Source organism: Trinickia sp., assembly GCF_051953405.1.
In the GTDB taxonomy this organism is placed as follows: domain Bacteria; phylum Pseudomonadota; class Gammaproteobacteria; order Burkholderiales; family Burkholderiaceae; genus Trinickia.
Window position 1 is genome coordinate 36,657 of record NZ_JBQCIV010000055.1, and the last position, 10,407, is coordinate 47,063.

Consider the following 10,407-nt stretch of genomic DNA (forward strand, 5'->3'; position numbering starts at 1 on the left):
GCTTTGTTGAATCGACATGAACCTTCGAATCCACGCTCTTCGTCTATTGATCCCGCTTGTCGTCGGCACATCGGCCGCGCTCGCGCACGCTGAAACCATCCGTGTAGCCATCGGCACGCAGGATACGACGATCAACTGCGCAACCGGAGGCTTGCTGATCCGAGAACTCCACCTGCTCGACAAATACTTGCCCCATACCGGCAAATACAAGGACGTCACGTACGACGTGCAATGGAAAGACTTTACTTCCGGCGCGCCGCTCACGAACGAGATGGTTGCGGGCAGGCTCGATTTCGGTGCGATGGCGGACTTCCCGGGCGCCTTGAATGGCGCCGCCTTTCAAAAGGCCGGCAAGCGCAGCGTCTTCATTACGGTGCTGTCCGGCAGCATCGACGGCAGCGGCAACGGCATCGTCGTCCCGATGAATTCGCCGCTGCATTCGATCGCCGACTTGAAAGGCAAAACGATTTCCGTCCCGTTCGCCTCGACTTCGCACGGCATGCTGTTGCGCGCGATCAAGGCGCAGGGGTGGGATCCCGACACCGATGTCAATATCATCACGCAAGCACCGGAGGTGGCGGGCAGCGCACTGAAGGCCGGCAAAATCGATGCGCACGCGGATTTTGTGCCGTTCGCCGATCTGTTCCCCTATCGCGGCATCGCCCGCAAGATCTATGACGGCGCACAGAGCCATGCACCGACGTTTCATGGCGCGCTCGTCGATGCGGCGTACGCACAGAAGTACCCGGAGATCGTCGTCGCTTATCTGCGCGCCGCGATCGATGCGAACCGGTTGATGAACGAAGACCCGGAGAAGTACAGCCTGCTAATCGAAAAGGTAGCGGGCATCGAAGCGCCGGTGGACTACCTCTATCATGGGCCGCTCGGCATTCAAACGCGCGACCTAACGTGGAAACCCGAGTATCGTCAGGCCGTGGCCACCGCCATCGACACATTGAAGCTGCTGAAGAAAACCGACGTCGCACTCGATCCCAAGACGTTCATCGACGATCGCTATATCCGCGAAGCGTTCAAGGAATCGCACCTCGATTACGACGCCGCGCTCGCGGACTATTCCAAGTTCGCATTGACGGCGAACGACGCGGCGACGGGCAAGCCGATTCATAACGACCGCGACGTCGCGCAAATCTGGCTGACGAACGAAGCGCACGTACGCAACTATGCGAACCCGGCCGAGGCGTTCGCCGCGTTGGACAAGCTACGGCACGGCGGCGAAACGGCGCGTGTCGTCTATGTGCGCGATCACGCAAGCGGCTTAAAACTTTTCGCCAAGCAAGCGTGGTACGTCAAGGATCGAACCGGCGCGATCGCCGCCTTCTTGCTTCGCTCCAACGCAGCCACCTATGCCCAGCAGGTCTCAGGCAACGTCGACGACTACGCCGCGATCTCGAAGCGAGCCGAATCTTCGCTCGCCGCGCGCTAATCGATCTCATCGTTCATTTCGTCAAACGGAGTGTGATCCGCATGGCCGTCACGTTTGAATTACCCGAACTGCGCTCGCGCAAAGCGCCCAAGCATCGGTCGTCGGTCCTCTCGGGGGCGGGCGCGGCAGCCACGGTTCGGCGCCGCGCGGTGCAATTGGCTTCGATCGCGGCCTGCGTCGCGATGTGGCAGCTCGTCGTGCATTACCGGCTCTCGCTGGGTATCGTCACGTTCGCCAACGTGCCAGCACCGGCCGACGTGGCGCGCGCGTTTTGGGCGCAATTGCACTCTCCCAAACTGCCGATGCATCTGGCCGCAAGCACGTTTCGCGTACTCACGGGATTTTTCGCAGCGGCCGTGGTGGGCGTCACGCTTGGGCTCGCTATCGGCCGTCATCGTCTGCTCGAAGATGCGGTTCTGCCGCCGCTCGAAGTCTTGCGACCGATCCCGGCCGTCGCCTGGATCCCGCTGGCGATCTTGATGTTTCCCTCCTCCGAGGCGAGCATGATTTTCATCACGTTCATCGGGGCGCTGTTTCCCATTTTGCTCAACACGATCCATGGCGTGGAGGCCATCGATCCTCGTCTCGTTGCAACGGCACGCGGCCTCGGTGCCGGGCCGCTAAGGCTTTATGCCGAAGTGATCGTGCCGGGTGCCGCGCCCGCGTTGTTCACCGGACTTTCGATCGGGATGGGCACGGCGTGGTTCTGCCTGGTCACGGCCGAGATGATCGCGGGACAATTCGGGATCGGCTATTTCACGTGGGAGTCGTACACGTTGCAGAACTATGCGGACATCATTGTCGGCATGGGGCTGATCGGCGTACTCGGCATGGCGAGCAGCCTGATCGTCAAACGCATCGGCCTTGCCTCGACGCCTTGGTATCGACTACGCGGGGCAAAGCAATGAACGCGCTAAGCACCGCCCAACCACGCGCAGGCCATGTCAGCTTGCGCGGGCTCAGCGTCGATGTCGGCCCCGCTCATGCGCGCGCAACCGCACTGCACCGGATCGATCTGGACGTGGCGGCAGGCGAGCTTCTGTGCGTACTTGGCCCATCCGGCTGCGGTAAGTCGACCTTGCTCGGCGCGATCGCGGGTCATGTCTCGCCCAAGGATGGACAACTCGAACTGGACGGCGCACGCATCGATCGGCCCCACCCCGAACGCGGTTTAGTCTTTCAGCAGCACACCTTGTTTCCGTGGAAACGCATCGTCGAGAACGTCGCGTTCGGGCTCAAGATGCAAGGGGTCGACGCCGCCGCGCGCAAGCGCGAAGCCATCGCGCTGCTCGAACTCGTCGGTCTAGGCGGATACGAATCGCACTATCCCGCGCAACTGTCCGGCGGCATGCAACAGCGTGTCGAGATCGCCCGCGTGCTCATCAATCGTCCGCGCGTTCTCTTGATGGATGAACCATTCGGCGCGCTCGATGCGCAGACTCGCCGCCATATGCAAACGCTGTTGCTGGATGTGTTGGCCACGCTCCAGACCACGGTGATCTTCGTCACGCACGACATCGACGAAGCCATTTTTCTTGGCGATCGCATCGTCATCCTCTCGCGGCAACCGGCGCGGATCGTCGATGACATCCAGATCCCGCTTGCGCGCCCGCGTAACGACGACACTACGCTCGATCCTGCCTTCATCGACATCAAGCGGCGTTGCCTCGAAGCGCTGCGCGAAGCGGCGTAACGCCATCGAGAGCCGTTGTGCCGCACCGCTCGTTTCATTAACCACTCAGGACACCATGACCGCTTCGTTCGATACTCCCCAGCGCGCCGATACGCACTCGGCAGTCGAGCGTCTTCAGGACGCCGACGCAAACGTGCGCCGCGTGGCACTGTTGGAACTCGCCGATCTCGGCGACCCTGACTTCGTCGAGCCTATCGTCGCGGCGCTCAACGACGATCGATCGCCTGCCGTACGCCAGGAGGCTGCGCGCCTGCTTGCGGAATGGGAGCGCGATGATGTCGTCGAGAGCCTGTGCGCCGCACTGCTCGATGCCGATGCGACCGTGCGCGGAACCGCCGCGCAGAGCCTGTCCGAACTGAAGCGTCCCGAATCCGCCCACGTGCTGCTCGCATGGGCCGACCGGCCCGATCCGTTTTTGCGCGCCGCCGTGTTGCGCGGCCTGCGCGAACTGCGGTGCCCCGACGCGTTCGCGCTCGCTCATCGCGCCTTGGGCGACGACACGCCGGCCGTGCGACTGGAAGCGATCGGGGTGCTCGGATGGCTGAAGGATGCGCGGGCCCTGGCATCGCTTGCGCATCTGTGCGCCTTCGACGTCGAGCCCGACTTGCGGCGCGCCGCGGCCGGCGCGCTCGGTTTCGCGCCAGCCAACGACGGTGCCGTGGTTTCCGCCCTGCTCAGCGCTTTGGCCGATCCGTCATGGCGCGTACGAGAGCAGGCGGCCAACACGCTCGGCAAGCTCGCTGTGGCGAGCGCCGCCGCCCCGCTGATGGCCGCGCTCGACGACGACTACTGGCAAGTGCGCGTCAATGCGGTGCGGGCGCTCGGGCGGTTGCGAGAGCCTCGCGCGGCGGCCGCCATCGCAGCCTTGCTGCGGCATACGGTCAGCAACTTGCGCAAGGAAGCCGCGCTCGCGCTCGGCGAGCTTGGCCTACCGGATACCCTGGCCGCTTTACACGATGCCCTGCATGACGGCGATCCCGAAGTGCGGAAATCGGCGCGCATCGCCATCGCACAGATCGAGCCAAGCCGCCGAGCCGAGAAGGCCTCACGATGAGTGCCCCCAGCGAGATTCAAGTGGACCGGGCCGCTCGCACGGTGACGCTCGTATGGCCAAGCGGTGAGCGCCAACCGCTCGCCGCCGCCCAATTGCGGCGGCTGTGTCCCTGCGCCGAATGCCGGCGCAAGCGCATGATGAGCGAGGGCATCGAAGCTGACGCTCAGCTCGAACTCGGCGAATTGCATCCGATGGGCTATGGCGTGCAGATCGAATTCAGCGACGGCCACGCGCGCGGGATCTATCCGTGGGTCTATTTGTCGCAACTGGCCGGCGAAGGGGGCTAATGCGGGTCCCGGCGCGTCACGCGCGCCCTGCCGCCCTGCCGCCGACCCGACGGCTTTAAACCACCTGGTATATCATCGCCGGCTGTCATCTCCCTTTCCCGAGGACACCGCTCGATGAACGCCCTTTCCGCTTTTCCTATTACGCGCAAATGGCCGGCACAGCACCCCGACCGGATTCAGCTTTATTCGCTGCCCACGCCGAACGGCGTCAAGGTGTCGATCATGCTCGAGGAAACGGGATTGCCCTACGAGCCGCATCTCGTGCGCTTCGATACGAACGATCAGATGTCGCCGGAGTTTCGCTCGCTGAATCCGAACAACAAGATTCCGGCGATCATCGACCCGCACGGCCCCGGTGAAAAGCCGCTCGCGCTATTCGAGTCGGGCGCCATTCTGATTTATTTAGCCGACAAGAGCCGCAAACTCATTGCGCAGGACGAAGCGCTTCGCTACGAAACGATTCAATGGCTCATGTTCCAAATGGGCGGTATCGGCCCGATGTTCGGACAGGTGGGTTTCTTCAATAAGTTCGCGGGCAAGGATTACGAAGACAAACGTCCTCGCGATCGCTATGTGGCCGAAGCACGGCGTTTGCTTGGCGTGCTCAACGATCGCTTGTGCGAGCGCCAGTGGATCATGGGCGAGGATTACAGCATTGCCGATATCGCCACCTTCCCGTGGGTTCGCAATCTGATTGGGTTCTACGAGGCGGAAGCGCTCGTCGGCTTTGCCGATTTCCCGCACGTGAAGCGCGCGCTCGACGTGTTCGTTGCGCGGCCGGCCGTGATCCGCGGGCTCGATACTCCCAGCCGCGGTTGATGGCGTAGGGGCGAGCGGCGCTCGCACCTCTTGTGCGTACTAGCGCGTCGGCCCGTGGGGCGGCGGGGCGTTATCGCCCGCGCCCCAGCCGAGGCTCGCTCCTTACTGCGGTTGCGCTTGCGCTGCCTTGAGCTGCGCCGCCTTCTTCTCTTGCGCTTGCTTCTTCGCCAGGTGGTGGCCGACGATGCATCCGCCTACGGCACCCACCACCGCATGGTGCCCCGCGTAGTGCCCGGCTACACCGCCGACGACAGCCCCTTTCAGACAACCTGCCGCATTGGCGGTACCGGCCGTAGCGAGCGCGAGCAGCGCGGACAGGACAAGTGCTGACTTACGATTTGATTTCACGGTAATACCTCGTTGTTGAGTCGCCTGGAGTTGGGGGCCCGAATCGCGGTTTCAAGCTAGCACAAACGCGGTGGCCGAAGCACCTTTGAAGCGACCGGAAGACGCCAGACACTGCCGATACGCAAAGCCTTCAGCCACAGATTGAGCAACGTTGGCGCCTCTGTTCAACGTTGAGAAGGACGCCGCGCCGTGCTAGCCCTCGGTGTCGGGGCACCGATTGGGGTCATAACCGCAACCTAAGCAAAATAGAATGACTATTTAGGGGCGACGAGGCCATAGCGAAGCCGTCAGCGCCCGGTCTGCGAGCCGGATTGGGTCCTAGATTTTCGCAGCCTTCGCCTATCAGACCCGACCTTCGGTATGTTTCAGCCCGCAGCGTCGCAGCGCCTGTTGGCACCGCTTGCCGCTTATCGATAAACGATATAGACTATTTCATGATCCAGTCGTTCAAATGTTCGGATACTCAAGCCCTGTACGAAGGACACCGTCCCAGACGGTTCGGAAATATCCACGCTACCGTGGAACGGAAGCTGCAGATGTTGGACTCGGCGGCATCTCTTTCGGCGCTTCGCTCGCCGCCGGGAAACAGGCTAGAGGCACTGAATGGCGATCGCGCCGGCCAGTACAGCATTCGTGTGAACGACCGATGGCGCATTTGTTTCATCTGGACCCCAGACGGCCCCGAGGCCGTAGAGATTGTCGACTATCACTAAGGGACACACTTCATGGCACGCTTTCAAAACAAGATGCGTCCTGTCCATCCAGGCGAGATTTTGCGCGAGGAATATCTCGTGCCCTTGGGAATGACGGCAAACGCTTTGGCCACCGCATTACATGTCACCCCCGCTCGGATCAACGACATCGTGCGTGAGCGACGCGGCATCACGCCGGATACGGCCCTGCGCTTGGCGCGCTATTTCGGTGGAGACGCGCAAACCTGGCTGAATTTGCAGCAGGCCTTCGACCTGAAAACAGCAGCGGCCGCGCACGGCAAAGACATCGACAGGGAAGTGACGCCGCGCAAATTAGCCGCCTAGCCTCTCTTCCACGAAATTTAAGCCTACCGGCTTAGCGCGGCTGAAACGCGATCACGCCCATACCGATCAACGCCAGCACCACGCCCGCGCAATCCCACCGGGTGGGCACGATGCCCTGCACCCACCACAGCCAAATCAGCGCGACGGAAACATAGACGCCGCCATACGCGGCATAGACCCGCCCCGCCGCAGCCGGATGCAGTGTCAGCAGCCACGCGAAGAGCGCGAGCGAAATCGCCGCCGGCACGAGAAGCCACACGCTCGCCTGCTCCTTGAGCCACAGATACGGCAGGTAGCAGCCCACAATTTCCGCGACCGCGGTCGCGACGTAGAGAAAAAGCGTCTTCATGCACTGAAGCGGAACGAATGGAGTCGGGGAACCCCGGCATGCTAACTCAGCACGGAAGGCCAGAACCCGAACGACGCCGCACAAGCGCTCACACCCTTCACGGCCAGGCGCCATTGCACGGCCCGGTGCCGGCGGCACCCCAATCAGCAATAGTCTGACTATAGAGCACAAATTCTACGCGAATGAAAACGATTTCATTCACTCAAATCCCACACTGCCTGGCAGAATTCGTCGTACTGCTTTTTGCCGAGATTCGCCCAGGTTCACCCGATTCACCAGGAGCTGCGATGTCCACCCCGGCCACACCCGCTGTCAAGCTGACTCGTCCCATGGTTCATGGCGAAGCCCTTTGGTTCGCCGCGTATGAATTCGGTTGGGGATATCGCGCATTCGCGCTGCCCGCCGACCTCGCGCAGCGCGAACTCGGCGCACTCGATGGGAGCGAGCGTCAGCTCACCCTGGCTTTCGAGCTGGGTCGCCAACGTATTGCGGGAGCAGTCGCGCCGATGAGTTCGGAATACGAAGGCAAGCGCATTTCGCTAAAAACGGGCGATCTTCGTTCGTAATCCAGCACGCGGGGCGCCGCTATCGGCGCTTATCGCACTGCATTGAGCTTTCGCCACAGCGTGGTCTTGCTGATCCCCAGCGCTCGGCAAGCCGCATCGCGATCGCCCTTGCACGCCGCGAGCGCCGCTCGAATCTGATCGGCTTCGACGTGGCGGCTTCGCTCGCGCAGTGTTTTTGCGTCCGCGCGGCGATCTCTCGTATTCACGCCGCCCACGAACAGCTCGGGCGCGATCGTCCGCATCGTTCCAATATCGAGTGGCGCGCCGTCGCCGCTCGACGTCTCGCTATCCGCCAACTCAACAGCGATCCGCTCGATCACATTCTGCAATTCGCGCACGTTGCCGGGCCACGGATAGCCGCACAACGCCTCCTCCACGCCCGCGAGTACCTGCGCCCCAAGCTCGCTGTTCCGAATGCGGGCCGTCAGCCTGGGCTCACGCCGCACCGCTTGCATAAAGAGCGCGACGGCCAGCGGCATCATGTCGTCGATGCGTTCGCGCAGCGGCGGCAATGCCATGCTCAAAATATTCAAGCGATAGTACAAATCCGCGCGAAAGGTCCCCGCGGCGATTCGTTCGGTCAATGCCCCGTGCGTCGCCGCGACAACGCGGATATCGACACGCGTCGGCTCCGTCGATCCGAGCCGCACCACCTCTCGCTCTTGCAGCACACGCAGCAGCCGACTTTGCAGCGGCAGCGGCATTTCGCCGATTTCGTCGAGAAACAACGTCCCGCGGTGCGCCGCTTCGATCAGGCCCGCCTTGCCGCCTTTACGCGCGCCGGTAAACGCCCCCTCCTCATAGCCGAACAACTCGCTTTCGAGCAACGCTTCGGGAAAAGCCCCGCAATTGATGGCGACGAAAGGAAACTCACGGCGAGCACTCAATCGATGAATACTTTGCGCGACCATCTCCTTGCCGGTACCGCTCTCGCCGAGCACGAGCACCGTCGCATCGGATTTCGCGTAGCGCTTCGCGAGCATCTTTACGCGCTGAATCGATGCACTCGCGCCCACCAGATCGTCGAGCCGATAGCGCGCGGAAAACTGGTGCGTCAACTGCTTCGAGCGCAATGTGCGATCGAGCCGCTCCACCGCGCGCGACTCTTGAAACGTCAACACCACGCCGTCCTCCCCGCCATCGCCGACGAGCGGCCCACGATGCACGAGATAGCTGACGCCGCGAATCGAGGCGAGCACATCGCCGTCGGTCTCGGGCAATGCGCGCGCAAGGTCGGGCACCAGCTCCGATAGCAGCCGCCCGACGGCACGCCCCGCGTCGATATCGAGCGCATCGGCCAGGCGACGGTTGATCGCCTCCACGCGGCCGCTCGCGTCGAGTGCGACCACCCCGTCGCGCAAATGCTGAAGCAGATTGTCGATGTGCTGACGGCGCTTGGCCTCCGCCCGCGTCGCCTCTGCCAAATCCAACGCCGTCTCGAACCCGCGTCGGATCGACGCATGCGAGTAAAGGAACACCGTATCGATCCCGGCCGCCTCCGCCAGATCGGCAATGAGCCCCGGGCCGACGATGGCGCCGACCCCGCGCGCTCGCAGCGCCTGCACGCACGCATCCGCCTCCTCGGCCGAGCGATACGACGCAAAGACGACATCGAGCCCGTACGCCGACACGAAATCGCGCACTTCCTGCGGCGTTTCGCCCGGCATGACGAGCGCCACTTGACGCTCGCCTTGACGACGCGCCCGCGCGAGCGACTGCATCACGTCGAAGCCCGTTGGATTGATCTGCACGACGGGCACCGACAGCCGTGTCTTCAGATAGGCGGCGTTGGACCCGCCTGCGACGATGACGTCCGGGCGCCGCGCGCCAGCCATCTCCACCTCGCGCACCGCATCGTCGTAAGCTCGGGAAATCACACGCAGGTCGGCCCTTTCGTCGTATTCGCCCGCGATTTCGAACAGGAGATCGCGCAGCCGGCTGATACCGAAGGCCCAAATCCGCGGACGTGGCGGCATATCGACTAACCGATCGGAAGGGAAATGGCTCACAGGGCACACTCTGTTGTGGAACAGCGCAAGGACGCGCAGGCGTATTATGCTTGCTTCGTTTCTATTCTGAAACGATCGATTTCACTTGTGAAATGAACCGGACAGATCGGACGTCAGGCACGCGATAAAAATCAAGCAGTTACCCGACATCGACGCGCCTGGTCCGTACCTTGCTCTATCGGTTCACCTTTCTGGGAGCTAACGTGGAAACAGGTAATCAGCAACCGATGCGTGCCGGCGCGGCCTTCCGCGCGGCCGTCGCGAACGAACAGCCGCTGCAGGTCGTAGGCGCGATCACCGCTTACGCCGCCAAGATGGCACAGGCCACCGGCTTCAAGGCCGTCTACTTGTCGGGCGGCGGCGTGGCCGCCAACTCGCTCGGCATTCCCGATCTGGGCATCAGCACCATGGAAGACGTGCTCATCGACGCCCGCCGCATCACCGACGCCTGCTCGCTGCCGCTGCTCGTCGATATCGACACGGGCTGGGGCGGCGCATTCAACATCGCGCGCACCGTGCGCTCGTTCATCAAGGCCGGCGTCGCGGCCGTGCACATCGAAGACCAGGTCGGGCAGAAGCGCTGCGGCCATCGCCCGGGCAAGGAAGTCGTGCCGAAGGGCGAAATGGTCGATCGCGTGAAGGCGGCCGTCGACGCGCGCACCGATCCTGCGTTCGTGATCATGGCGCGTACCGACGCCGCCGCGGTCGAAGGCATCGATGTGGCGGTCGAGCGTGCGGTCGCCTATGTCGAGGCGGGCGCCGACATGATCTTCCCCGAAGCGATGAAGACGCTCGAGGACT

13 protein-coding genes are annotated in these 10,407 nt (G+C 62.9%); 10 read left to right on the forward strand and 3 right to left on the reverse strand.

All coding sequences use genetic code 11. The features are described 5' to 3' along the window. Nucleotides 1–16 precede the first annotated feature (16 nt). The 6 genes from ACTHN9_RS09080 to ACTHN9_RS09105 all read left to right on the forward strand — a co-directional run bounded on the left by ACTHN9_RS09080 (nucleotide 17) and on the right by ACTHN9_RS09105 (nucleotide 5,297). Nucleotides 17–1,444: an ABC transporter substrate-binding protein gene (locus ACTHN9_RS09080; protein WP_440536427.1), complete on the forward strand. Its 1,428-nt coding sequence runs from the start codon at nucleotides 17–19 to the stop codon at nucleotides 1,442–1,444. Between the two features lie 41 nt (nucleotides 1,445–1,485). Continuing rightward, nucleotides 1,486–2,352, forward strand: coding sequence for an ABC transporter permease (locus ACTHN9_RS09085; protein WP_440536428.1), 867 nt, complete (start codon nucleotides 1,486–1,488; stop codon nucleotides 2,350–2,352). After that, nucleotides 2,349–3,137: an ABC transporter ATP-binding protein gene (locus tag ACTHN9_RS09090; RefSeq protein ID WP_440536429.1), complete on the forward strand. Its 789-nt coding sequence runs from the start codon at nucleotides 2,349–2,351 to the stop codon at nucleotides 3,135–3,137. Before ACTHN9_RS09085 ends, ACTHN9_RS09090 begins: the two co-directional genes overlap by 4 nt. A gap of 55 nt (nucleotides 3,138–3,192) precedes the next feature. Further along, the gene (locus ACTHN9_RS09095) at nucleotides 3,193–4,191 is read left to right on the forward strand and encodes a HEAT repeat domain-containing protein (protein ID WP_440536430.1); all 999 of its coding nucleotides are present in this window, start codon (nucleotides 3,193–3,195) and stop codon (nucleotides 4,189–4,191) included. Continuing rightward, nucleotides 4,188–4,478: a DUF971 domain-containing protein gene (locus ACTHN9_RS09100; RefSeq protein WP_440536431.1), complete on the forward strand. Its 291-nt coding sequence runs from the start codon at nucleotides 4,188–4,190 to the stop codon at nucleotides 4,476–4,478. Before ACTHN9_RS09095 ends, ACTHN9_RS09100 begins: the two co-directional genes overlap by 4 nt. Before the next feature lie 114 nt (nucleotides 4,479–4,592). After that, on the forward strand, nucleotides 4,593–5,297 hold the full coding sequence (locus ACTHN9_RS09105) for a glutathione S-transferase N-terminal domain-containing protein (RefSeq protein WP_440536432.1): 705 nt from the start codon (nucleotides 4,593–4,595) through the stop codon (nucleotides 5,295–5,297). A 102-nt stretch (nucleotides 5,298–5,399) separates the two neighbouring features. Here ACTHN9_RS09105 and ACTHN9_RS09110 read toward each other — a convergent pair whose 3' ends face one another. After that, complete coding sequence (locus ACTHN9_RS09110) at nucleotides 5,400–5,645, reverse strand: hypothetical protein (RefSeq protein ID WP_440536433.1); 246 nt, start codon at nucleotides 5,643–5,645, stop codon at nucleotides 5,400–5,402. A 434-nt stretch (nucleotides 5,646–6,079) separates the two neighbouring features. Between ACTHN9_RS09110 and ACTHN9_RS09115 the strand changes: the two genes are divergently transcribed. Then, on the forward strand, nucleotides 6,080–6,358 hold the full coding sequence (locus ACTHN9_RS09115; RefSeq protein WP_440536434.1) for a type II toxin-antitoxin system RelE/ParE family toxin: 279 nt from the start codon (nucleotides 6,080–6,082) through the stop codon (nucleotides 6,356–6,358). Nucleotides 6,359–6,370: 12 nt separating this feature from the next. Further along, entirely contained in the window at nucleotides 6,371–6,682 is a 312-nt protein-coding gene (locus ACTHN9_RS09120; RefSeq protein WP_440536435.1) for a HigA family addiction module antitoxin, read from the forward strand. 31 nt (nucleotides 6,683–6,713) lie between these two features. Here the strand turns inward: ACTHN9_RS09120 and ACTHN9_RS09125 are convergent, their stop codons facing one another. Continuing rightward, nucleotides 6,714–7,031: a YnfA family protein gene (locus tag ACTHN9_RS09125; RefSeq protein WP_440536436.1), complete on the reverse strand. Its 318-nt coding sequence runs from the start codon at nucleotides 7,029–7,031 to the stop codon at nucleotides 6,714–6,716. A gap of 182 nt (nucleotides 7,032–7,213) precedes the next feature. Between ACTHN9_RS09125 and ACTHN9_RS09130 the strand changes: the two genes are divergently transcribed. Next, the gene (locus ACTHN9_RS09130; protein ID WP_440536437.1) at nucleotides 7,214–7,597 is read left to right on the forward strand and encodes a hypothetical protein; all 384 of its coding nucleotides are present in this window, start codon (nucleotides 7,214–7,216) and stop codon (nucleotides 7,595–7,597) included. 29 nt (nucleotides 7,598–7,626) lie between these two features. Here the strand turns inward: ACTHN9_RS09130 and prpR are convergent, their stop codons facing one another. Continuing rightward, a complete protein-coding gene (gene prpR / locus ACTHN9_RS09135; protein WP_440536439.1) occupies nucleotides 7,627–9,573 on the reverse strand; it encodes a propionate catabolism operon regulatory protein PrpR in 1,947 nt (648 codons plus the stop codon). A gap of 260 nt (nucleotides 9,574–9,833) precedes the next feature. Between prpR and ACTHN9_RS09140 the strand changes: the two genes are divergently transcribed. Continuing rightward, nucleotides 9,834–10,407, forward strand: a 574-nt coding sequence (locus ACTHN9_RS09140; protein ID WP_440536440.1) for an isocitrate lyase/phosphoenolpyruvate mutase family protein, incomplete at its 3' end; no start/stop codon positions are given.

Coding starts and splice junctions, on each gene's coding strand:
- ACTHN9_RS09125 (WP_440536436.1), bottom strand. CDS start 7,031: ATGAAGACGCTTTTTCTCTACGTCGCGACCGCGGTCGCGGAAATTGTG.
- ACTHN9_RS09085 (WP_440536428.1), top strand. CDS start 1,486: ATGGCCGTCACGTTTGAATTACCCGAACTGCGCTCGCGCAAAGCGCCC.
- prpR (WP_440536439.1), bottom strand. CDS start 9,573: ATGCCGCCACGTCCGCGGATTTGGGCCTTCGGTATCAGCCGGCTGCGC.
- ACTHN9_RS09095 (WP_440536430.1), top strand. CDS start 3,193: ATGACCGCTTCGTTCGATACTCCCCAGCGCGCCGATACGCACTCGGCA.
- ACTHN9_RS09080 (WP_440536427.1), top strand. CDS start 17: ATGAACCTTCGAATCCACGCTCTTCGTCTATTGATCCCGCTTGTCGTC.
- ACTHN9_RS09090 (WP_440536429.1), top strand. CDS start 2,349: ATGAACGCGCTAAGCACCGCCCAACCACGCGCAGGCCATGTCAGCTTG.
- ACTHN9_RS09105 (WP_440536432.1), top strand. CDS start 4,593: ATGAACGCCCTTTCCGCTTTTCCTATTACGCGCAAATGGCCGGCACAG.
- ACTHN9_RS09100 (WP_440536431.1), top strand. CDS start 4,188: ATGAGTGCCCCCAGCGAGATTCAAGTGGACCGGGCCGCTCGCACGGTG.
- ACTHN9_RS09130 (WP_440536437.1), top strand. CDS start 7,214: ATGAAAACGATTTCATTCACTCAAATCCCACACTGCCTGGCAGAATTC.
- ACTHN9_RS09115 (WP_440536434.1), top strand. CDS start 6,080: ATGATCCAGTCGTTCAAATGTTCGGATACTCAAGCCCTGTACGAAGGA.
- ACTHN9_RS09120 (WP_440536435.1), top strand. CDS start 6,371: ATGGCACGCTTTCAAAACAAGATGCGTCCTGTCCATCCAGGCGAGATT.